Origin of the sequence: Rahnella bruchi, from assembly GCF_003614975.1 — a bacterium.
Taxonomy (GTDB): Bacteria; Pseudomonadota; Gammaproteobacteria; order Enterobacterales; family Enterobacteriaceae; genus Rahnella; species Rahnella bruchi.
This window is the reverse complement of the sequence record NZ_QZWI01000001.1, coordinates 141,501-163,419: the sequence shown is the minus strand read 5'-3', so window position 1 is coordinate 163,419 and position 21,919 is coordinate 141,501. Positions and strand designations below refer to the sequence as shown.

19 protein-coding genes are annotated in these 21,919 nt (G+C 51.2%); 6 read left to right on the top strand and 13 right to left on the bottom strand.

Annotated features, from left to right (window positions below; all coding sequences use genetic code 11):
* Window positions 1-78 precede the first annotated feature (78 nt).
* From D5398_RS00745 to pdxY, 4 genes are all read left to right on the top strand, one after another.
* Window positions 79-390 (top strand): MliC family protein, encoded by a 312-nt coding sequence (locus D5398_RS00745; RefSeq protein ID WP_120505931.1) that lies wholly within the window; start codon window positions 79-81, stop codon window positions 388-390.
* 111 nt (window positions 391-501) lie between these two features.
* The gene (gene pdxH, locus D5398_RS00740; protein ID WP_120506647.1) at window positions 502-1,167 is read left to right on the top strand and encodes a pyridoxamine 5'-phosphate oxidase; all 666 of its coding nucleotides are present in this window, start codon (window positions 502-504) and stop codon (window positions 1,165-1,167) included.
* 162 nt (window positions 1,168-1,329) lie between these two features.
* Window positions 1,330-2,604, top strand: a complete 1,275-nt coding sequence (tyrS, locus tag D5398_RS00735; protein ID WP_120505930.1) for a tyrosine--tRNA ligase — start codon at window positions 1,330-1,332, stop codon at window positions 2,602-2,604.
* A gap of 102 nt (window positions 2,605-2,706) precedes the next feature.
* Window positions 2,707-3,567, top strand: coding sequence for a pyridoxal kinase PdxY (gene pdxY, locus D5398_RS00730; protein WP_120505929.1), 861 nt, complete (start codon window positions 2,707-2,709; stop codon window positions 3,565-3,567).
* Window positions 3,568-3,656: 89 nt separating this feature from the next.
* Here pdxY and gstA read toward each other — a convergent pair whose 3' ends face one another.
* From gstA to D5398_RS00705, 5 genes are all read right to left on the bottom strand, one after another.
* A complete protein-coding gene (gene gstA / locus D5398_RS00725; RefSeq protein ID WP_120505928.1) occupies window positions 3,657-4,262 on the bottom strand; it encodes a glutathione transferase GstA in 606 nt (201 codons plus the stop codon).
* A 198-nt stretch (window positions 4,263-4,460) separates the two neighbouring features.
* Window positions 4,461-5,327, bottom strand: a complete 867-nt coding sequence (dapA, locus tag D5398_RS00720; protein WP_120505927.1) for a 4-hydroxy-tetrahydrodipicolinate synthase — start codon at window positions 5,325-5,327, stop codon at window positions 4,461-4,463.
* A gap of 123 nt (window positions 5,328-5,450) precedes the next feature.
* Window positions 5,451-7,124, bottom strand: a complete 1,674-nt coding sequence (locus D5398_RS00715; protein WP_120505926.1) for a sensor domain-containing protein — start codon at window positions 7,122-7,124, stop codon at window positions 5,451-5,453.
* 190 nt (window positions 7,125-7,314) lie between these two features.
* A complete protein-coding gene (locus D5398_RS00710) occupies window positions 7,315-8,448 on the bottom strand; it encodes a GGDEF domain-containing protein (protein WP_120505925.1) in 1,134 nt (377 codons plus the stop codon).
* A 141-nt stretch (window positions 8,449-8,589) separates the two neighbouring features.
* Window positions 8,590-8,859: a hypothetical protein gene (locus D5398_RS00705; RefSeq protein WP_120505924.1), complete on the bottom strand. Its 270-nt coding sequence runs from the start codon at window positions 8,857-8,859 to the stop codon at window positions 8,590-8,592.
* Between the two features lie 306 nt (window positions 8,860-9,165).
* Here D5398_RS00705 and D5398_RS00700 point away from each other — a divergent pair, with 306 nt between their 5' ends.
* Window positions 9,166-10,197 (top strand): AraC family transcriptional regulator, encoded by a 1,032-nt coding sequence (locus tag D5398_RS00700; protein ID WP_120506646.1) that lies wholly within the window; start codon window positions 9,166-9,168, stop codon window positions 10,195-10,197.
* Window positions 10,198-10,361: 164 nt separating this feature from the next.
* Complete coding sequence (locus tag D5398_RS00695) at window positions 10,362-12,257, top strand: diguanylate cyclase domain-containing protein (protein WP_120505923.1); 1,896 nt, start codon at window positions 10,362-10,364, stop codon at window positions 12,255-12,257.
* Between the two features lie 32 nt (window positions 12,258-12,289).
* Here D5398_RS00695 and D5398_RS00690 read toward each other — a convergent pair whose 3' ends face one another.
* The 8 genes from D5398_RS00690 to sapA all read right to left on the bottom strand — a co-directional run bounded on the left by D5398_RS00690 (window position 12,290) and on the right by sapA (window position 21,853).
* Window positions 12,290-12,844: a serine acetyltransferase gene (locus tag D5398_RS00690; protein WP_120505922.1), complete on the bottom strand. Its 555-nt coding sequence runs from the start codon at window positions 12,842-12,844 to the stop codon at window positions 12,290-12,292.
* A 129-nt stretch (window positions 12,845-12,973) separates the two neighbouring features.
* Window positions 12,974-14,488 (bottom strand): dipeptide/tripeptide permease DtpA, encoded by a 1,515-nt coding sequence (gene dtpA / locus D5398_RS00685; protein ID WP_244216693.1) that lies wholly within the window; start codon window positions 14,486-14,488, stop codon window positions 12,974-12,976.
* A 584-nt stretch (window positions 14,489-15,072) separates the two neighbouring features.
* Window positions 15,073-16,275 carry a CMD domain-containing protein gene (locus D5398_RS00680; RefSeq protein ID WP_120505920.1) on the bottom strand — a complete coding sequence of 401 codons (1,203 nt, stop codon included), beginning with the start codon at window positions 16,273-16,275 and terminating at the stop codon, window positions 15,073-15,075.
* Between the two features lie 255 nt (window positions 16,276-16,530).
* Window positions 16,531-17,340: a putrescine export ABC transporter ATP-binding protein SapF gene (sapF, locus tag D5398_RS00675; protein WP_095921494.1), complete on the bottom strand. Its 810-nt coding sequence runs from the start codon at window positions 17,338-17,340 to the stop codon at window positions 16,531-16,533.
* On the bottom strand, window positions 17,340-18,332 hold the full coding sequence (gene sapD, locus D5398_RS00670) for a putrescine export ABC transporter ATP-binding protein SapD (protein ID WP_120505919.1): 993 nt from the start codon (window positions 18,330-18,332) through the stop codon (window positions 17,340-17,342). The genes sapF and sapD overlap by 1 nt, the downstream gene beginning before the upstream one ends.
* Entirely contained in the window at window positions 18,332-19,222 is an 891-nt protein-coding gene (sapC, locus tag D5398_RS00665) for a putrescine export ABC transporter permease SapC (RefSeq protein ID WP_120505918.1), read from the bottom strand. The genes sapD and sapC overlap by 1 nt, the downstream gene beginning before the upstream one ends.
* Window positions 19,209-20,174 carry a putrescine export ABC transporter permease SapB gene (gene sapB, locus D5398_RS00660; RefSeq protein WP_120505917.1) on the bottom strand — a complete coding sequence of 322 codons (966 nt, stop codon included), beginning with the start codon at window positions 20,172-20,174 and terminating at the stop codon, window positions 19,209-19,211. The genes sapC and sapB overlap by 14 nt, the downstream gene beginning before the upstream one ends.
* Window positions 20,171-21,853 carry an ABC transporter substrate-binding protein SapA gene (gene sapA, locus D5398_RS00655; RefSeq protein ID WP_120505916.1) on the bottom strand — a complete coding sequence of 561 codons (1,683 nt, stop codon included), beginning with the start codon at window positions 21,851-21,853 and terminating at the stop codon, window positions 20,171-20,173. The genes sapB and sapA overlap by 4 nt, the downstream gene beginning before the upstream one ends.
* Window positions 21,854-21,919 lie beyond the last annotated feature (66 nt).

Here is a 21,919-nt window from a genome sequence, read left to right as displayed (position 1 = left end):
TCTCGGTTTTATCTCAATGTGTTGTGCAACCCGGCATGGTACATAACAGATAAACCGAGAACACTCAGGGAGTTCAGAATGAAAAAGGCGATCATCGCTTCTCTTGCAGGATTAACGCTGGCCGGATGTAGCCAGTTCAGCCACCAGACAGAAAGCCCGACGCAGGAACTGCACTACCAGTGCGGAACATTGCCGCTGACCGTTACGCTGGATAAACCTGCGAAGCAGGTTGATATGGTGCTCGACGGCGAGCAGCTGAAACTGAAACAGGTTGAAGCCGCTTCCGGCACGAAATACAGCGATGGTCGTTATACGTTCTGGTCAAAAGGTAATCAGGCCTTTGTGCAGCGCGGTGAGAACGTCATCATTGACGATTGCGTTCAGCAATAAAAATTATTAAACCTCCGCTTTCCCTTTCTAAACCCCGCGTCAGGAACGTTGAGATCCTGACGCTGCGGGTGCACAATGCGTTTACCTTCCCTTGATACGCAATTGATCCATATGGCTGATAATAAAGAATTTGATATTGCGGACTCGCGCCGCGAATACACGCGTGGCGGATTACGTCGTGCGGAGTTAACGCCACAACCGCTGCCTTTGTTTGAACGCTGGCTAAAACAGGCGTGTGATGCCCGTTTGGCGGACCCGACGGCGATGGTTGTCGCGACGGTGGATGAAAACGGACAGCCCTTCCAGCGTATCGTGCTGCTCAAACATTATGATGAAAAGGGTCTGGTGTTTTACACCAATCTCGGCAGCCGTAAGGCACAGCAGTTGGCGGGCAATTCCCGTATCAGCCTGTTATTCCCATGGCATATGCTCGACAGACAAGTGAATGTTCTCGGTCAGGCAGAGCGTTTATCAACGCTGGAAGTGATGAAATACTTCACCAGCCGTCCGAAAGACAGCCAGATTGGCGCGTGGGTTTCTCAGCAATCCACCCGCATTTCAGCGCGCGGCGTGCTGGAAAGTAAATTCCTCGAACTGAAACAGAAATTCAGTAATGGCGAAGTCCCGTTGCCAAGTTTCTGGGGTGGTTTTCGCGTTAAAGTCGATTCAATGGAATTCTGGCAGGGCGGCGAGCATCGTCTGCACGACCGGTTCATTTATCAGCGAGATGAAGCAGAGACAGAAACTGGCTGGAAAATAGACCGCCTCGCACCTTAACCACGAAAAAACACGCGATTCCCTAGCGCTCGGACGACGAGCGCTTTATTCTATGTCGTTCCCCGTAAAGGTGAGAGAAAAGGCACATGCGTGGCATGATGTCGGACATGAATCTGCACACATTCAGTACATATTTCTAAGTACAAACAAACGGAGTCTTTGATGGCGAGCAGCAACCTGATTAAACAACTGCAAGAGCGGGGCCTCATTGCCCAGGTAACGGATGAAGAAGCGTTAGCAGAGCGACTGGCGCAAGGGCCAATTGCACTCTATTGCGGTTTCGATCCTACCGCAGACAGCTTGCATTTGGGACATCTGGTGCCTTTGCTTTGCCTGAAACGTTTCCAGCTGAACGGGCACAAGCCTGTCGCACTGGTCGGTGGCGCAACCGGTCTTATCGGTGACCCGAGCTTTAAAGCGACTGAGCGTAAGCTGAACACCAACGAAACCGTGAATGAGTGGGTGGAGAAAATCCGCCACCAGGTTTCTCCGTTCCTGGATTTCAACTGTGGCGAAAACAGCGCGATCACCGCCAACAACTACGACTGGTTCGGCGGCATGAACGTGCTGACCTTCCTGCGTGATATCGGTAAACACTTCTCTGTTAACCAGATGATTAACAAAGAAGCGGTGAAACAGCGTCTGAACCGGGATGACAGCGGCATCTCCTTCACCGAATTCTCTTACAACCTGTTGCAGGGTTATGATTTTTCTTCCCTTTATGACCTGCACAAAGTTGAACTGCAAATCGGTGGTTCCGACCAGTGGGGTAACATCACGTCAGGTATCGACCTGACCCGTCGCCTGCACCAGAAACAAGTGTTCGGTCTGACTGTTCCGCTGATCACCAAATCTGACGGCACCAAATTCGGTAAAACCGAAGGCGGCGCAGTGTGGCTGGATCCGAAGAAAACCAGCCCATACAAATTCTACCAGTTCTGGATCAACACCGCGGATGCCGATGTTTACCGCTTCCTGAAGTTCTTCACCTTCATGAGCATTGAAGACATCAATGCGCTGGAAGAAGAAGACAAAACCAGCGGCAAAGCGCCACGCGCGCAGTACGTTCTGGCCGAAGAAGTGACCGGTATGGTTCACGGCGCAGAAGGTCTGGCAGCTGCGAAACGCATCACGCAGAGCCTGTTCTCCGGTTCCCTGAGCGAAATGACCGAAGTCGATTTCGGTCAGCTGGCGCAGGATGGTCTGGAATTGTTTGAAGTGCCACGCGACACAGACCTGCAACAGGCGCTGGTCATTGCGGGTATGGCACCGTCGAAAGGTCAGGCGCGTACCATGATTTCTTCCAACGCGGTTTCTGTAAACGGCGAAAAACAGACTGACACAGAATACAGTTTTACTGACAGCGATCGTTTGTTTGGTCGTTATACTTTGCTGCGTCGTGGTAAAAAGAACTACACCCTGCTGCTCTGGGCATAAGTTTTAGGCCGGCATAACGGGGGACTGAAAAGTCTCCCGTTTTTGTTCACTGATATCAGTTATTCCGCCATCTCCCGATGACGTTGCAATCGGAAACTCCTCATGAAAAGCATTCTTTCTATCCAGTCACACACCGTTTTTGGGCACGCGGGTAACAGCGCGGCGGAATTCCCTATGCGTCGTATGGGCGCAAACGTTTGGCCGCTGAATACCGTTCAGTTTTCCAATCATACCCAGTACGGCCACTGGACAGGCTGTGTGATGCCTGCCACGCATCTGACTGAAATCGCACAGGGGATTGCGGACATTGACCGTCTGAAGGATTGTGACGCGGTGCTGAGCGGCTATATCGGCTCACCGGAACAGGGACAAAGTATTCTGGAAATTGTCCAACTGGTGAAAGCGGCGAATCCTGACGCCTGGTATTTTTGCGATCCTGTCATGGGACATCCTGAAAAGGGCTGTATCGTGGCACCGGGCGTTGCCGAGTTCCATTGTAATCAGGCACTGGTGAACTGCGACATCATTGCCCCGAACCTGCTGGAGCTGGAATTACTGAGCGGGCATGCGGTGGCAAGTGTTGAAGAGGCGGTCGCCACGGCGCGTGAGCTTATCAGCAAGGGCCCGAAAATTGTGCTGGTGAAACATTTAAGTCGTGCAGGTTATCACAGCGATCGCTTTGAAATGCTGCTGGTGACGGCGGATGAAGCCTGGCATATCGACCGTCCGCTGGTTGATTTCGGTGTGCGTCAGCCGGTCGGCGTTGGCGATCTGACCAGTGGTTTACTGCTGGTCAATCTGCTCAAAGGCGAGGCACTGGACAAAGCATTGGAACACGTCACCGCGGCGGTTTACGAAGTGATGCTGACCACCCATGCAATGGGTGAGTATGAGCTGCAAATCGTGGCGGCGCAGGACAAGATGGTCAAGCCTGAGCACCATTTCCCGGCGGTAAAACTTTAAGATTTACCCCCATAAAAAACGCCCCGTGCTGTGCTCAGACGGGGCGTTTTTGTTTGTGCATTGCTATTTAAAACTTTCAGGCGCAGAAATTATTTCAGGCCTTCCGCCGTCATTGCAGCGTCAACCGCAGGACGTGCAGCCACACGATCCAGATACGCATTCAGTTCGGCCAGTGCGCTCAGGTCAAACTTCAGGGCTTTTGCCCAGCCCATCACGGTGAACAGATACGCATCTGCCACGCTGAAACGTGCACCGAGCAGGAACTGATTGCCTTTCAGGGACTCATTCACGTAAGCAAATTTCTTGCTCAGCGCTTCGCGGGTCACGGCTTTAAAATCATCCGGCGTTTTGGGATTAAACAGCGGAGAGAAGCCTTTATGCAGCTCTGTCGCAATATAGTTCAGCCATTCCAGCGCGTGATAACGGGCCAGCGTACCTTGTTCCGGCATCAGCTGACGATCGGGTTTCTGATCGGCCAGATACTGCACGATAGCCACGCCTTCAGTCAGAATGCTGCCATCATTGAGGAGCAGCGTCGGGATTTGTCCCTTCGGGTTCACCGCCAGGAAGTCGTCACCGGTTTCAGTTTTCTTGGTCGCCAGATCAACTTTTTCGATGCTGAAGTCCAGCCCTGCCTCACGAAGAACGATATGCGGGGAAAGGGAACAGGCACCGGATTTATAATACAGTTTCATAAGTACTCCATTGGATGAGCAACCCGTCTGACGCCGTAAAACAACGAGGTTTTGCGGGACACGATACGGCTATATAAAATCTGCTTCTATCCTAGAACCGGCGGGCGCAAATGTCAGTGTTTTAATTGTGAGAGTGAGCCTGATTGCTCATATTGTGATGCGCAGAGTGACGGCCACCGCTGACCGTCACCGGGATTATCAGCGGGAATGCTGATTCAGGTAGTCCCTGACAGCCACTTCAACATTTTCCGGCGCAGGGAGCATCGGTGAACGCAGCTCATTGTTCATCAGCCCGTCGAGAGATAATGCGTACTTAATCGCCGCCGGATTGGGGGCGGAAAACATCAGGCGGATCATCGGTAGCAAGCCGAAAAACGTTTTACGCGCGGCCACCATATCCTGTTCTTTGAACTGACGGATGAGTTCTACAAACTCTTCCGGGAAAATATGCGAAGAAGCTGCAATGGCACCAGCACCGCCCAGACTCAGCGTCGAGAAAATCTGCACGTCTTCCCCGCACAGCACATCGAGTTCTCCATCAGAGAGCAGTGACAGCGTCAGGTCAATGCTACCGCCGCAATCTTTGACGGCGCTGATTTGCGGATGCTTAGCCAGCTGACGAAATGTTTCCAGCTCCATCTGCACGCCGGTACGGTAAGGAATGTTGTAAAGCATCACAGGCACTGTGGAATGGTCGGCAATTTCAGTAAACCAGGCAACCAGTGCGGCTTGAGAAGGGCGGATATAATAGGGTGCGGGGATCAGCAGGCCGGCGACAGGGCGACGAAGGATCGCATCCTGCATCTCGCGGATAACCGGCATGTGGGTACCGGAGAGACCCATGATGACCTGATGTCCGGGCACGACTTCCAGCACAGCATCCAGCACCTGAAGTTGTTCTTCTTTGGAAAGCATCGGCGCTTCTCCGGTGGTGCCGCAGACGACAACGCCATCAACGCCCCGTTTGAGCAGCCGGGTGCACAGAGATTTCAGTGCAGTAAAGTCGATCTCACCCTGTTTGAAAGGCGTGACCAGCGGGACCCAGATACCTGAAAACGATGACATGATGTATTTCCTTAAACGGCGTGATTTATCAGCCCCGATCATGTCAGTAAAACAGGGACGAGCGCCAATTGAATGAATTAATAAGGTGTTTTGAGTTATCTATGAAGCTTATGTATCCGTGTTTCAGATACTGGCTGACATATTCATTTCAGTGGTAAGCAACGTTGATAATACTTCAACCGGCACCGGCCTTGAGAAAAGATAGCCCTGAAGATGTGAGCAACCTGCTGATACTAAAAAGGATTTTTGAAGCTGATTTTCCACACCTTCGGCGATTACGTTAAGGTGCATTTTATTGCCCAGCTGGGACACGGCAGAAACGATGGCGGCAGTATCATTCACTTCTGTGACGTACTGCACAAACGAACGGTCGATTTTCACGCTGTCGACCGAGATATCTTTCAATAAACTGAGGCTGGAATAACCGGTACCGAAATCATCGAGCGAAATTTTGACGCCCGCTTTGCGCAGTTTAGCCAGATGACTCAGACTTGTCGCATTGGCGTTCATCACCGACGTCTCAGTCAGTTCAAGTTCCAGACGTGAAGGCGGGAAATTCTCTTCAGCCAGAACAACCAGAATTCGTGGCCCGAAATCCGGTTCGCCAAGTTGTACGGCGGATACGTTAATCGCCAGATTCAGCTGACCGAAGTTTTTAATATCCCGGCAGGCCTGGCGCAGAACGATCTCGCCAAGCTGGATAACCATACCGGTTTCTTCTGCCAGAGCAATAAACTGAACCGGGGAAACCTGACCGAGTACGCCGTGGTTCCAGCGTGCCAGCGCTTCCACACACACGACTTTTTCATCACGGCTGCGCAAAATCGGCTGGTAGACGCAGGAAAGATCGCCTTCTTTTGCCAGCGATTCTGCCAGCGCTTTCACCATAATCCGTTTACTGACGCTGCTGGCATCCAGCAATTCAGAATAAAACGAGAACATGTTTTTGCCGCGTTGCTTGGCTTCCAGCAGCGCGGTATTCCCGCGACGCATAATTTCACCAGCAGTAATATTTTCAGCGCCAAACATCACGATACCGAAAGAAATCGTGATCATCGGGTTTGCGCGCGTCAACGTGAAAGGTTGGCGCATCATCACCAAAATTTCCAGCGCCAGATTATTGGCCATTTCGCTGGTCGGATTATTTCGCAAAATAATGGAGAACTCATCACCGCCAATACGGGAAACTGTTCCGCTGTTACCGACTTCATTTCGTAAACGCTGCCCGAATTCACACAGAATCGCATCACCGGCCTGATAACCGTAAGTGTCGTTGATGTAATTGAAATCATTGAGATTGAGCAGGAAAAGCGCGTACGGTTCAGGGCGATACATCCTCTGCGCTGCGATCTGGCTGAGCTCTTCACTCAGCGCCGTGCGGTTCGGCAGACCGGTCAGCACATCATGGCGGGCGAGATAACGGATCTGCGCTTCGGAACTGCGCAGCAGGGAGATATCCATAATGGAGGTCAGAATAAAATGCCGTGTCTCAAGGGTGACGCGCGACTTACGCACCAGCACATTGCGCCGCTTTCCGGAAGGATCCACCAGCGTTTCTTCATTAACCGTTTTCTCACCGGTTTCCAGGACTTCGATATCACGCTGACGCTGACGGGTCGCCTGCTCGGGCTCGGTGAAAAATGACACATCCTGACCAATCAGCTCCTCACGCGAACGACCATAAAACTCACAGGCTTTCTGATTGAGAAATACCAGTTTACGGCTGTCGTCTTTGAGCACCGTTGCCTCGGGAAGAGCATCAAGAACCGCCTGGCATATCGCAATATCAGTAAGCATGAGTTAACTACCCCGAGCAGGAAATGAGTGTGGGTGTGGCACGGTGTATAAGCCGGTGACTCATCAGGTTGTTTTTGCAATTATTACTCACAATTGGATGAGAATATTACGGTTGTTTTTAAATTCTAAAATTCAATCGGTTATCACGCCCTAAGTGAGGTATTCGATATTTTGTTCGGGTGAATAACGATCAACTCAGTTCAATGCGGTTTTTACCGGCGGATTTCGCCCGATACAAAGCATGATCTGCCTGAATTAATAAATGTGAAATTGAGTCCTGATCGGGTTCACTAAAAGCCATTCCTACACTGACCGTCATCGGAATATTGTTCTGCGAGTTCTGCGCCAGCTGAAAACGAATTTTCTCTGCCATCCGTATTGCCTGTTCCCTGGGACGGGTGGTCAGGCAAGCGAATTCTTCCCCGCCTATACGGGCAAAAATATCCTTTTTCTCCAGGGAAGAATTCACCACATTACAGAAGAAAACCAGAGCTGAATCGCCACCGGCATGGCCATACTGATCATTGAGCCGCTTGAAATTATCCAGATCAAATAAGATCAGCTGCAAAGGGAAATCATTATTTTTACGCTTCCTGATAAGCTCATTACCGCGCTCAAGAAAATCCCTGCGATTACCCACACCCGTCAGTGGATCCGACAAAGAAGCCTGCTTATAACCCAGCTGACCGCGTTCATAGACCATAGCAAGAATGATGAAAGACAGGCAAATTGCGTACAAAATGGCTTCAAAAATCAGTATAGCGAAGAATCTGCTGCTATGACCGCCCGCCATCTCGGCATAGGGCAGGCTGTCATCAAAGAAAGGACGAGCCAGATAGAAACTGGCGTGGAAGAAACTCAGGGGCAGCGCGGGCCAGTAAGTCACCTGCAACTGTCTGCGCGCATGCCAAAGTTCCAGTGTCGTCAGCAGGGTATAAGTCGCGGTTAGCAATGATGTCAGGAAAATCCGCTGCTCAAGGCTGTGGTAAAACGCGGGGTACAGGCAAAACAGAAGCCAGATAAGTGGCCCGGAAAATACCACCGGCAGCAACACCCGCCGGCCAGTAAACATTCTTAATGCAGCCCACATAATTCCGTAACAAAGTAAAATCATCATGTTACTGAAAACCACGGGAATAACTTCACTTACCCCTGAGCGCATACTACTGAGCAATGTGCCTGCCGTAGAGAAAGCCAGCATCAGAGCTGTCAGCCCGAGTGTCGGATCCCTGCGCCCGCCGATCCACGCGAACAGCATGACGGCGGTGAGGAGGATGAGAATAAAAAGCTCAAATATAAATAACGTGTAAACGTCGAGATGCATAAATTTTATAAGTGGTTATTTGCGGGTATGCCGGAGGTTATTTTGACTGATTTTGAGCAAGGGGCAGAAACACTTTTATCAAATTTAGGAATTTCTTTATGGTCGGAAAGGTAAAAGGAGACGTTCAGGCAGGGTAAAAACTCAGAGATGTTTTTTAGTGCCGAATTTTTGATCCCATTCGCGGCGATAACTGCGGGATTGTTTGCGGCCTTTGAGCCACAGGAAGGTACAGACGATGCAAACACCGGCCGAGAAAACGATATTGCGCATATCTTGATCGTAAAAAATAACCAACACACAGTCGAGTGCCGCCACGATGGCAAACCATTTGTGCATGTGCGATTGCCTGCGGGTTTCCGCATTCATGCGTTTGAGCTGACGTCCTTCATCCAGGACCTTTCTTTTTTCCATGGGCATTTCCTGGAGATGGTTGAGTGAGAAAATGAATCGTGCTTTTTTAAGAATAGCAAATCACGAAAGTGAGGATCTTCAACATGATATTAACCGATCCGAAAATAATTATCGCGGATAACCGGATCATTCAATCCGGGGAAAAAAACCCCTTTAATTCCTGATTTTACAATCCGTTGTGCAATTTTCTTTGGCCTTAAAAATATAAAGAAGCGGTGAAATTGTGTTACCCATTGCTGCTACGCATTGATTTATCAGTGTGAGGTAGATTATCGTTTCGGAATTATCTTAATTTTCGGTGAGAAAATGAGCGATTCATCTTCACGAAAGATAGTAGACGGTGCCAACATCTATCAGGATTTCGAGACCCGTTTCTATGAATGGGAAGACGGGATGTCCAGCGCAGGCTTCAAGCTTGAACTGCCCGATCGTCACAGGGATGAATTTGACTGGGGTGTGACAGGATATAATTTCGGGCGCGTAATCGGCGGTGTTCTCACCGTCAGCGAGCACGATATTAACCGCCAGTACGGCAATCTGTTTTCCATGCCCGATCATATCGTGATTTTTATCATTATCATCGGCGGGATGGAATGCCAGTGCTTCGGTGAGCGTTTCACCCTGGTTCAGGGGGATATCATGATCCAGGATATGTCGCAGCCGATCAAAATCCACGTGTATCCGGGTGACCAGAAACCGCGTTTGGGCTCGTATCAGTACATTATTATGCCCAAGCACAGCCTGCATTTTAATGTCGATATTGCGGCCCTGCACGGCAAGCGCATTCCTGCGGCATCACCGGTGAACATTATTCTGCGTAACCACTTTGCGACGATGGTGCAGGTGTTTGATCAGATGACCGAGCAGGAAGTGCTGAGCACCGGCGAAGGCGCGGCGTCTGTATTCCTGCAAACGCTGCACCTGGTGGCGGGCAAAAAAGTTGAGCATCCTTTCGAACAAAGTGCCCGCCTGGAACGCATCTGTCTGTACATCGAAAAACATCTCAGCCAGCCGGTGAGTGTGGATGTGCTATGTAAAAACTTTGCCATCTCGCGCTCGGGTTTATACCGGCTATTTGAGCCACTCGGGGGGATCGCTCAGTTCATCCGCAGCCGCCGATTATTGCTCGCAAAACGTTTACTGCGGACGTCCTCAATGTCAGATCAAAGTCTGGCCGTTATTGCCCGTCAGTGCGGGCTTGAGCCAGGTGCGCTGCGTCGTTACTTCCTTGAGTTTTATGGCGCGACCCCGTCAGAAATGCGGCAGAAATACCGTCGTGACGCAGAACAATCTGGTCAGGTTGATGCTACCCATGTGAACTGGGTAAGTTCGCTTTAGCCGTTGATTTGCCGCTATTTGTGCAAATCTTGTAAAATAAATGCGTTTTTTGTGATCTGTCACTATTCTGAATTTTGCCCGGCAAGGGCGGAATCAGAGCCGGTTTTCCATTTAAACGCAGTAGACTTGATGACATATTCACCAGTCATCATCGAGAGTGCATTATGTTAGTCCCTCAACAGGCAGTTGATGAACAGGCGCGGCTTGCGATACTGGCTTCTCTGGGCATCCTGGATTCCCCCAGAATTGAGGAGATCGACCGTATCACCCGCATGGCTGCGCGCCAGTTTCAGGCCAAAGCCGTCGTTGTCTCACTGATTGATGCCGACCGGCAGTGGTTTTTGTCTCATACCGGTATCGATATCAATCAGTCCCCGCGCGATACCTCGTTTTGCGGTCATACCATTCTTGAATCCGGCCCTCTGATTGTCAGGGATGCCCGTCTGGACTTGAGGTTTCACGATAATCCGCTGGTCACCGGCGCGCCGCATATCGTCTTCTATGCCGGTTGCGCACTGCATTCCCAGCAGGGGGTTGCATTGGGCGCGCTTTGCCTGATTGACGACCGGACAAGAGAGTGGAGCGAAGAAGACGGGCAAACGTTGATCGACATGACCGCGCTGGTGCAAAGCTACATTTTTCATCTGGAAAACCGGCAGTACACGGCACGGGTGGAGGATAATCTGGCGAAGAGCGAAGCCTTATTTGAGCAGACATTCGCTCATGCGGCTGTCGGTTTTTCTCTGGTCGGCCTCGACTGGCGCTGGCTGCGTATCAATCCTCAGGTATGTAATATGCTGGGCTGCGCTGAATATCAGCTACGCAGTTGCCTGCTTCATGACGTAACGCATCCTGAAGATCTCTATGCCGAAAATATTTTGATCCCTCGTTTACTCTCAGGTGAAATTCACAGTTTTAGCGTCGAGAAGCTGCTGCAGCGTGCGAACGGCAGCACACTGTGGGTGACGCTCACCGCTTCTCTGGTGCGCAACGCTGCCGGAGAGGCGCATCACTATATCGTGGTGATCAGCGACATCACTGAGCGCAAAAACATTGAACAGACTTTGTATTCGTTGCAGGGCGACCTGGAACGCCGCGTAGCCGCACGCACTAATGAACTTCAGGTGGCGATGGAGCAGTTGCATCAGGAAATTGCACAGCGTCTGAATCGCGAGCGGGAACTGACGGAAAGCAAAAACCGGTTGCGGGCCATTACCGACAACATCCCGGCACTGATATGTCATGTTGATGCCAATGAAGAATACATTTTCGTGAACCACTTTCATGCCAGCTGGTACGGTGTGGCCGAAGATAAGGTGCGTGGCCGGCAGGTGAAAGACGTGGTAGGGCAGGAGACTTACCAGCAAATCGAGCCCTATATTCGCCAGGTGTTACAGGGGGTGGCCGTCAGTTATGACATTGAGTTACCCGGTTACTCCCGAAACGGAAAAGGAGGTGTTTTGCACACCACGCTCATTCCCTGTGATGATAGCGGTCGTGGCTACTATGGCCTTTCAACCGATATCAGTGAGATTAAAGAATTGCAGGCGCAGCTGGAATTCGAGGCCAACCATGATTCGCTGACCGGCCTCCCCAACCGGCGGGCATTCCAGCAATCCCTGATTTATGCCGCCAGACAACAAGAAAAAGCAGATAAAGACATAGCGTTACTTTTTTTAGACATTGATAACTTTAAAGCTTACAACGACACCTATGGGCACGAATTTGGCGATTTGATCCTGAAGTTTTTCGGTCATACTTTACGCGATAACCTGCGTTCTCAGGACGTGGTAGCCCGTCTGGCGGGGGATGAGTTTACGGTCTTGCTGGGCCATTTAGTGAATACTGAAAGCGACGTCAGCCGGATTTGTATCAGCCTGATGAACGCATTACGTGGTGTCGATCGTGTCGCAGGTGTGCCGGTATCGCTGTCAGCCAGCATTGGCGTGGCGGTGGGGCGTGCGCGTCAGCCGTTGTTACCCGACACCCTGATGGCGCGCGCCGATGCCGCCATGTATCGCGCAAAACAAAGCGGAAAGGGGCGTTACTATCTTGGATAAAAAGTTCGGGCGAAATGCCGTGCGCTGACGGCTCACGTTTTGATGATGATCTTGCTGCTCTTTTCGGTATAGCACACAGCATTGTCGGGGATGTTTTTATTGATGAATGACATCGCACCAATGGTGACATTGTGACCGATGGTAATATCATTGCCGATAATGCAGCAATTAGCGCCAATATCAACATTATCGCCAATCACCAGTCGTCTTGTTCCCTCATCAACTTTAATGCCGATAGTGGTGTTTTGACGGATCCGGACATTTTGCCCAATTATGCAATGCGGGTTGACGACAATACCTGTCAGATGAGGCAGTCTGATTCCTTCGCCAATTTGCGCGCCAAGCATGATCTCGATGCCATACTTTCTGATTAATGAATAGTTCATCTTGCGGGCACGGGCTTTACAGAAATGACTGTTCGTCGAATATAAATAGCTCGCGATGCGCCACCAGAAAATATACCGGTGCTGAGGTTGTTTTATGCAACGGATGATGATCCGCCGCCAGGAGAAATCTTTTTTGTTCTTAAGAATATCAGCGGATAAATAGCGGGTTAACTGCTTATATCTGCTGTGATTTTCGCTCATCAGGATTGTTCCGTTTTCGTAAGTCTCGCTTACGCAATCCTAACACAATGAATATTTTTGCTAAATCGTTGCCATAAAAAACGCCTCCCGGAGGAGGCGTTCGTCAATCATCATGAATACTTTTTACGATTACTGAGCAGCAGAAGCCAGTTCTGGTTGCTTCTCGTCAGAGTCACGATCCAGCGTCATACGATGCAGCTTAGATGCAGTTACCAGCATCAGCAGAGCAATTACACCCGTTGCGATACCAATCTGCAGGAACACGTGGCTGTAAATCGCCAGTGAGGCGTGTGCATCTTCAATCTCGGAAGGCACTGCCGTCAGGTTTGCCACGTAGCCCGCGATAATCGCAGCGGCTGCGGTAGTCAGGAACCATGCGCCCATGATGAAGCCCATCAGACGCTGTGGTACCAGTTGTGCAACCATCGCCAGACCCAGACCAGAAATCATCAGCTCACCGATACTTTGCAGCGCGTAGCTCAGCACCAGCCAGTTAACAGAAACGATGCCCTGTTCGTTGGCAAGGCTTGCACCCCAAGGCAGAACCAGGAACGCACCTGAACACAGCACCATACCAATGGCAAACTTGTGCGGCATAGGCATACGGTCGCCTACTTTGGTGTAAATAGCGGCCAGAACCGGGCTGGCAACCATGATCCAGAACGGGTTCAGAGCCTGGAACTGCTCAGGCTGGAAGCTGATGCCCAGCAGGTCATGCCCGACGTTGTGGATAGCAAAGAAGTTCAGAGAAGTTGGCATCTGACTATAAAGGACGAAGAACACTACCGCTTCCATCATCAGCATGAACGCCACAATCATCTTACGACGTGCAATACCATGCATGGCGAAGGTTTCTTTCGCAAAAACAACGATGATACCTACAGAAACAACGCCCAGAACCATACGTGCAATGGTTTGGTTATGCAGCAACCAGCTTGACAGGAACACCAGTGCAACCACGCCAACCAGAACCATCAGCAGCTTTTTGAACTGTAACGGGGCGAAGTCTGGTTTAGAACCCTGACGTTTTACCCATTTGCGGCAGAACATGAAGTTCACGATGGTGATCAGCATACCGACAACGCTCAGAGAGAACGCGACGCTCCAGCCATACTGCGCGGCCAGCCATGGGGTTGCCAGCATGGAGAAGAATGAGCCGATGTTTACGGACATGTAATACATGGTGAACGCGCCATCAAGACGCGGGTCATCTTTTTCGTAGCATGTAGAAAGCAATGAGGATGGATTTGCTTTGAACAAGCCACTGCCGACGGCGATGGTCGCCATACCCAGATAAACCCAGAACACCTCGTGGCCGGAATAGGCAACGAAGGAATAACCTAACGCCAGAACAATCGCGCCGAGCACGATCACGCGTTTTGAGCCCAGTACTTTATCGCCTAACCAGCCGCCAATGGCTACGAAACCGTAAACCAGCGCACTGAAAGAGGAGAACAGGGTGATGGAGTCAGCTTCACTCAGGCCAAGCATTTTGACCAGATAAACTGCCATGATCCCTTGCAGGCCGTAATAACCGAAACGTTCCCACAATTCGATGGAGAAGATCAGGTAAAACGCTTTTGGCTGTTTGAAGGCGTTCAGACTCACGCTTTCATTATTGGGTGTTTTGTTTGCAGTTGACACTCGTACCTCTGTTTTATTCCTTCTGCCCGTATACAGCAGAAACGCATAAGTGGCGCGAAATAAGCACCCTTTGCATTGTTATAAGATGGGATGACGGGAAGTAATGTTCACTATCTGCGTAAATGAGGCAAGGAGTTTGACATATACCGTTACATTTAACTTATCCGACCTGATTAAACTGTGTTCGAAATGTTATGCAGAATTAACGTTTATGTTTTCTAAATAGACAAACTGAATATGTTGTATAAATAACAATCCATATTCTGAATTTGTTATTGTTTTTCTGAAAAAGTCTTAACCGGGTTATTCAACCGCATAATGATGAATAAACAGTGAATGCGTCTGCAATTTTGTGCTGTTTGTAGGTTTTTCTGAAACGGGAAAACAACGCAGCAAAGGTATTGAGAACGATACATAGACTAGTGTGATCTGCATCCCGTTTTAACACTAAATTTCCGGTTGAAAATAAGATTAGTACGACTTATGGCGGTTAGGTGGTGAGGGAATTTACATTTGACCTGTCCGGCAGGTGATTATCCTGCCGGAATGAGAGGGAATAGCATGAAGGGAATTGCGGCGTTATCTCAGCGGTTGAGTGTATCTCCCAGCGTCTGGATCAGGCGGTTTGACCAGCTGAACAGTGCGGCTGTGAGCAGAATATCCAGAGATTGCGTTGCCGAATAACCCGCGTCTGATAATCCGTGTAGCTGGCGGGCGTCAAAACGTTCCGGTGTGCGTGTCAGTGTGATCACCGCGTCCAGTAATGCGGCTTCTTTTCTTTCGGACAGCATTTTCGACAGCACGTCTACCGCATCATCACGAAGATTATCTTCAAACAATGAGGCGATAATGGTTTCATTGCCACCGGCGTCGAGATAGAGCCGACCGTGGATCCCCGCGCAGTAAAGGCAGCCATTTAACTGTGAGGTGGCCACCGCCGACAGCTCACGCCATGCGGCTTTCGGGCGCTCACCTGCCTGCATCACATGATTAAAGACGGCAGAGAATTCGCTCAGCGCATCGGCGTCATGTACCAGCAGAGTATAAAACGAAGAGGAGCGTGCATCGGGAGCGATTAAGTCCAGAACATCCTGCTGATGACGGCTGGCAGTTTCTGGTGCGACTTCCGGCAGCCTTGATTTCCATTGCAGCATCGCCAGAGAAAATCCTTTCTGCTCGCAGCCTTCAGGCGCCGGGAAGCCGGGGAGTACCGCCGCTGCACGTCCGCGTAAACCATTCAGAACAGCCAGAACACGCGCCTGATAACTGACAAAACCGATCAGTTGCGTGAAAGTCACGATATCGCGCGTGCTGAATCCAACGCCGTAAAGCTGATCCAGCATCGGCGGGGTGATAAGCGTTGGCTGTGTGGCAAGTAAGCGGGCGAACTGCGTGATATGAGTCTGGCGGATGTTACTTTCACGGGAGGCATCAGGGCTTGAGAGAGGGGCGAGGCGGGCGGCGTAGTGACTACAAAGTGATTGTACGCCGGTCACCTGCGCAACGGTCAGAGCACTGCTGAGACGGTCATATAAAGAAAGCGTCTCCGTACGCGATACGCTGAGATTATCCGGGAAAAGGACTTCGTAACAGGCGCGGGAAGCACGCAGAAGTTTTTGGCGTTCGTTAAGTAGCTGACGAAGTGTCGGATCCAGCTGAATATCCAGCCCGAGCAGAAAGCGATCCTGAACTAACGCAGCATGGGGATCAAGCGGCAGGTGGCCATACTGGCTGGATTGTGTTTCATGATACCAGCCGCTGTGCGCGGCCTTGCGTTGTTGTTCCATGAACGGGTCCTTTGCTTCAAGCCTGGCATCCAGGCAAATTATCAGACCCTATCCTTGCCGATACTGTTGTCGATATAAAATAATGTTAAGCGATAAATCATATCTAAAAGGAATAGAAAACGGCAGATATGCCAGAGGAACGGGTTTGGTCGCGAATTTCATCGGCGATATCCCCGATTGCAGAGATAAAAAACGGTGCCTGTTTTCTGGCACCGTTTTTGTGTTCCGCCTGTGATTCCCCGGATCTGCGCCGGGCTAATTTCCGTCGCGACGCCAGGCGTCTGCCGTTAGTGCTTCGCCGAAATGACTTGAGATCAGCCTCTTCGTCAGGTCATGCAGGGGCGCCGCCAGCACTTCTGCGGTATTGCCGCGCTCCACCACTTCACCTTCATGCATGACCAAAACCTGATCACTGATGTGTTTCATCATGCCAAGATGCTGCGTCACGTAGATGTATGAAATTCCTTGTTTTTCCTGCAGTTCGAGCATCATGTTGATAATTTGTGAACGCATCGACATATCCAGAGATGCCAGCGCTTCATCGGCCACAATTACTTTTGGTTGCAGGATCAGTGCGCGAGCCAGTGCAACTCGCTGTTTCTGACCGGATGCCAGCATGTGCGGATAATAGTTTGCATGATCCGGCAGCATACCGACCAGCCGCAGGGTCTGATTGATGCGTTGTTCACGTTGCTGTGCGTCCATTTCGCCATTGAGGCGCAAAGGTGCTTCAAGCAACTGACCGATGCGCTGACGTGGATTAAGTGATGTGCTGGGATCCTGAAAAATCATACGAATTTGCTGACTGCGGAAACGATAATCGCGAAATTCCAGCGGATGCTCATCAATCAGGATTTCGCCGCCGCTCGGTTCAACCATCCCGGAAAGCATTTTAGCCAGTGTCGATTTACCTGAACCGTTTTCACCGATGATCGCCAGCGTTTGTTTTTCACGCAGCGTAAAGCTGACCGGTTTCACCGCATCCAGATTCATTTTGCGGAACAGTCCGGTGCGATAACGGAACGTTTTGCTCAGATTGCGGACTTCAAGCAGGGTTTCGCCCATTATTGCTCCTCCATGTTCAGCGGGAAGTGGCAGGCATAAGCGTGCGTTTTGGCCAGACGCAGGCGTGGCGTCTCGATACATTTCTTCTGTGCGTAAGGGCAGCGCGGCCCCAAACGGCAGCCGATCGGCAGATGCTCCAGTGAAGGTATTGCACCCGGCAGCGTATTCAGACGGCTTTTATGCGGCAAAGAACGGCCAAAATCAGGCATCGCGCGGATCAGCGCCTGCGTGTAAGGATGATGCGGTGCGGCAAGCAGATCCTCACACACGGCGCTCTCAACCGTCTGACCGCAATACAATACGTTAATGCGGTTCGCCCATTTGCTCATCATTTGCAGGTCGTGGCTGATGAGCAAAATCGTGGTGTTATTGTTCTGATTCAGCCGTGCCAGCAGACGGAAAATCTGCGCCTGTGTCGTCGGTTCCATAGCGTTAGTCGGCTCATCGGCAATCAGCAGACGCGGCTGATTGGCCAGCGCGATGGCGATCATTACCTTCTGACATTCGCCTTCGGTCAGTTCGTAAGGATAACTGGCCATAATGTCTTTGTGATCTTTAATCCCAACCCGGTGCAGCAGCTCAATGGCGCGTTTTTTCCGCCATTTCCAGCGCTGATACCAGCGGCCTTTATATGTCCAGCCGGGAATAGCCTGAATAAGCTGACGGCCAATACTTTCGGAAGGATCGAGACAGGATTGCGGCTCCTGAAAAATCATCGACACGTTTTGTCCGACCAGTCTGCGTCGCTCACGTGGCGACAGCTGCAACAGATCGATATTGTCAAAGCGCATCCGGTCTGCCGTCACGCGCCAGTTGTCTTTGGTTACGCCGCAAATCGCTTTAGCAATCAGGCTCTTGCCTGAACCGGATTCGCCCACCAGTCCGCGGATTTCACCGGCATTCAGCGTCATGCTGACGCGGTCAACGGCTTTGACCGGCCCATCGGCGGTCATAAATTCAATGGTCAGATTGCGGATATCGAGTAAAGGCATTATTCCACTCCCGCATTAATTGCCCGGCGCACACCGTCACCCAGCAGGTTTATCAGCAAAACGCTGATAAGGATGGCGGCACCCGGCAGCATGACAGTCCACGGCGCGACGTAGACCAGTTCCAGCGAATCACCGAGCATCGCTCCCCATTCCGGCGAGGGAAGTTGCGCGCCCAAATCCAGAAAGCCCAATGCAGCGATATCCAGAATCGCCATCGATAAGGCGCGGGTAAATTCTGTTGCCAGCACCGCAACGATATTTGGCAATACGGCATAACGCAGAATTTGCCAGGTCGAGGCGCCATCGAGACGAACCGCAACCACATATTCTTTTTCCAGCTCGTCGTGCACCGCGCTGTAAATGGTGCGCGAAATGCGTGGCAACAGCGCCAGCCAGACGGCTAGCATCGCGTGCTCCAGTTTCGGGCCGATAAAGGCCACCACAACAATCGCCAGCAGCAGGGAAGGGATCGAGAGCAGCGTATCCAGAATGTGGTTAAGAATGGCGGATTTCAGCCCGCGGGTAATCCCTGCCAGTACGCCGATAATCACGCCACACAACGAGGCTGCGAGGGTTATCACCAGCGCGCCACCAATGGTCGGCGCTGCGCCGGTTAACATCCGGCTGAGTAAATCTCGTCCCAGATCGTCCGTGCCGAGGAAAAATGAAACGTTACCGTAGCGCGACCATGAAGGTGGCAACAGCTGGTAGCCGAGGAATTGCTGGTCCAGTGCGTAAGGCGCCAGCAGATGGCCAAAAACGCATAAAAGCAGCAGCCCGAGCACGCCATAGAAACCGATCATGGAAAGCGTGTCGCGATAGAAAATCCCCCACGTATGGCGCAGCGGACTGGGTGCCTGTTTTTCGCGGTACACATTATCGAAGGGCATACCATTCCTTATGTTTCAACGGATTCATCAATGCACCGAGAATGTCCGAAAGTACGTTAACCACAATCACCAGCGAGCCGACCACCATCACACCTGCTGAAATTGCGGCGTAATCCTGCTGGCGGATAGCATTAATGAGCCAGCGGCCTATACCCGGCCAGTTAAAGACCACTTCGGTAATCATCGCCAGCGTCAGCATGGTCGAAAATTGCAGGCCGAGCTTTGGAATGACCGGCGGCAGCGCGTTGTGCAATACGTGACGACGGATGATAGTAAAGCGTGACAATCCTCGTGTCGCGGCGGCTTTGACATAGTTTTTCGCCAGCACATCGTCTGTGGAAATACGCATCAGGCGGATAACTTCGGTTGTCGGCGCAACGGCCAGCGCGGCAATCGGCAGAATCATATGGTGGATGGCGCTCATGATCATTTCATGGCGATAAGGCGAATCAGACAGCCACGCGTCAACCAGCGTCAGCCCGGTGACAGTTTTCAGCTGATAGAGGAGATCAAGGCGACCGGATACCGGCAACCAGCCGAGCTGCATTGAGAAGAACAGCATCAGCAGCACGGCCAGCCAGAAGACAGGAATGGAGAAACCGAGCAGGGCAAGGCTGCTGATCGCGACATCCGGCCATTTCCCGCGCATTACGCCCGCCAGAATACCCAGCGGAATTCCTACGACTAACGCCAGCGAAAAGGCAAGCACGCACAGTTCCATCGTCGCCGGGAATACGGCTTTGAGCTGATAAGTAATACTTTCGCCGTTGATACTCGACACGCCAAAATCAAACTGGCAGATGCCTAAAAAATAGAAACGGTAGGCATCCCATAAAGATGCACCGCGCAGCGGAGCGTTGGGCGTAAAATAGCTCAGGCTGAACGCCACCAGGCTGAGAAAGAACAGTGTGGTTATCAGCAGTAATATGCGTCGTAACGTGAAGATAATCATGGGGCTTTCCTTCCTTCATCATCACGGTTTTTGTCATCTTCGCGAAAGACGCCGGCAAACGACGAGTTACCAAACGGGCTCAGTACCAGCCCTTTGATGTCATAACGATAAGCCTGAAGCCGCAGGGAAGAGGCCAGCGGTAACACCGGCAGTTCCTTCTCCAGGATTTTTTGCGCCTGCTGATAAAACTCAATACGCTGCGAAAGTTGCTGTGACAAAAGCCCCTGACGGAGCAGTTCGTCAAATTCCGGGTTACACCAGTGAGCATAGTTGGTCTGCGAATGAAGTGCTGCACAGCTGAGCATCGGGCGGAAGAAACTGTCCGGATCGTTACTGTCCGTTGACCAGCCTGTGAGCGTCAGATCATGATTCATTTCCATCAGCTTCGCTTCCTGAAAACGCCCTTCGACCGGAACAATAGTCACTTTAATCCCGACCTGTGCTAAATCTGCCTGGATCAGTTCTGCGGTTTTCAGCGGACTCGGGTTGAATGATTGCGACGCCGTCGGTACCCACAAATGCAGATTGAGCTTTTCCTGTCCCAGATCTTTTAAAATCTTTCTGGCTTTTTCGGGATTATATTCCGTGACCTGTGCGTTGCTGTCATAGGCCCACGACGCACGAGGCAAAATTGACGCAGCGGTTTCAGCGGTGCCGTAATAAATCGACTGCATCAGACGCTGATTATTGATAGACAGCGCAACAGCCTGACGAATACGCGGATCGTTGAGCGGCGCTTTATTGGTGTTGAACGCCAGATAAGCGACGTTCATCCCCGGACGCAGAGAAAGGCGCAGGCGCGGATCTTCGCGCAAAATCGACAGCTGACTCGCCGCCGGATAAGCCAGTACATCACACTCGCCGGTCAGCAATTTGGACAAGCGACCGGTACCGCCGACACCCATATCAATCACTATCTGCGCCATGCGCGGGGTGCCTTTCCAGTACTGCCCGTTACGTGCCAGACGCACGTACTGACCGGTGCGGTATTCGCCCAGCTGGAACGGACCTGTTCCCACCGGCTGACGGTCAATTTCTTCTTCATTACCGGCTTTGGTCAGATTCGCTGCGTATTCAGCTGAAAGCACCGGTGCGTAATGTGTGGCGAGATGCCAGAGGAAAGAGGCGTCAGGATTATTGAGACGGAACTCGACGGTATAATCATCGAGTTTTTTGATGCTTTTCACTGTCCGGGCAAACTGCAGGCTGTCGAAATACGGATATTCCTCACCGTTCACCGCGTGATAGTGATTATTCGGATCCACGATGCGCTGGAAACTGAACACCACGTCGTCAGCGTTCATTTTGCGCGAAGGTGAAAACCAGTTGGTTTTCTGGAAAGGCACATCTTTGCGCAGGTGGAAACGGTAGGTCGCGCCTTCATCCAGCACTTCCCAGCTTTGCGCCAGTTCAGGGTTCAGGCGATACGTATAAGGATCAACGTCCAGCAACCGGTCATATAACTGCGCGGCTAGTGTGTCGATAATCAGCCCGCTGCTGGCTTTTTGCGGGTTAAACGTATTAACCATGCCATTTACGCAATAGACAAAGCCGCTCTGGCGAATATCTTTCACCGGCGCAGAAACTGCAGTCGGGCTGGGGTGTGTTGGGGCAGTCTCAGCAAAAACTGCTGTGGACAAGCCGCTCAGTAAAAGCATCCACAAAGTTAGACGACGCATAAAGGCTTCAAAGTTAAGGTGCAATAGCTTAAGTGTACCGTACTCTGCGAGGTACCCCAATCCATT

Bases quoted from the DNA above. Each gene is read 5' to 3' on its own strand.
- D5398_RS00745 (WP_120505931.1), top strand. From the start codon at position 79: ATGAAAAAGGCGATCATCGCTTCTCTTGCAGGATTAACGCTGGCCGGA.
- D5398_RS00700 (WP_120506646.1), top strand. From the start codon at position 9,166: ATGAGCGATTCATCTTCACGAAAGATAGTAGACGGTGCCAACATCTAT.
- sapF (WP_095921494.1), bottom strand. From the start codon at position 17,340: ATGGGCGAAACCCTGCTTGAAGTCCGCAATCTGAGCAAAACGTTCCGT.
- tyrS (WP_120505930.1), top strand. From the start codon at position 1,330: ATGGCGAGCAGCAACCTGATTAAACAACTGCAAGAGCGGGGCCTCATT.
- D5398_RS00690 (WP_120505922.1), bottom strand. From the start codon at position 12,844: ATGAGCGAAAATCACAGCAGATATAAGCAGTTAACCCGCTATTTATCC.
- sapB (WP_120505917.1), bottom strand. From the start codon at position 20,174: ATGATTATCTTCACGTTACGACGCATATTACTGCTGATAACCACACTG.
- pdxY (WP_120505929.1), top strand. From the start codon at position 2,707: ATGAAAAGCATTCTTTCTATCCAGTCACACACCGTTTTTGGGCACGCG.
- D5398_RS00710 (WP_120505925.1), bottom strand. From the start codon at position 8,448: ATGCATCTCGACGTTTACACGTTATTTATATTTGAGCTTTTTATTCTC.
- D5398_RS00695 (WP_120505923.1), top strand. From the start codon at position 10,362: ATGTTAGTCCCTCAACAGGCAGTTGATGAACAGGCGCGGCTTGCGATA.
- sapA (WP_120505916.1), bottom strand. From the start codon at position 21,853: ATGCGTCGTCTAACTTTGTGGATGCTTTTACTGAGCGGCTTGTCCACA.
- D5398_RS00680 (WP_120505920.1), bottom strand. From the start codon at position 16,275: ATGGAACAACAACGCAAGGCCGCGCACAGCGGCTGGTATCATGAAACA.
- dapA (WP_120505927.1), bottom strand. From the start codon at position 5,327: ATGTCATCGTTTTCAGGTATCTGGGTCCCGCTGGTCACGCCTTTCAAA.
- sapC (WP_120505918.1), bottom strand. From the start codon at position 19,222: ATGCCCTTCGATAATGTGTACCGCGAAAAACAGGCACCCAGTCCGCTG.
- sapD (WP_120505919.1), bottom strand. From the start codon at position 18,332: ATGCCTTTACTCGATATCCGCAATCTGACCATTGAATTTATGACCGCC.
- D5398_RS00705 (WP_120505924.1), bottom strand. From the start codon at position 8,859: ATGGAAAAAAGAAAGGTCCTGGATGAAGGACGTCAGCTCAAACGCATG.
- D5398_RS00715 (WP_120505926.1), bottom strand. From the start codon at position 7,124: ATGCTTACTGATATTGCGATATGCCAGGCGGTTCTTGATGCTCTTCCC.
- pdxH (WP_120506647.1), top strand. From the start codon at position 502: ATGGCTGATAATAAAGAATTTGATATTGCGGACTCGCGCCGCGAATAC.
- gstA (WP_120505928.1), bottom strand. From the start codon at position 4,262: ATGAAACTGTATTATAAATCCGGTGCCTGTTCCCTTTCCCCGCATATC.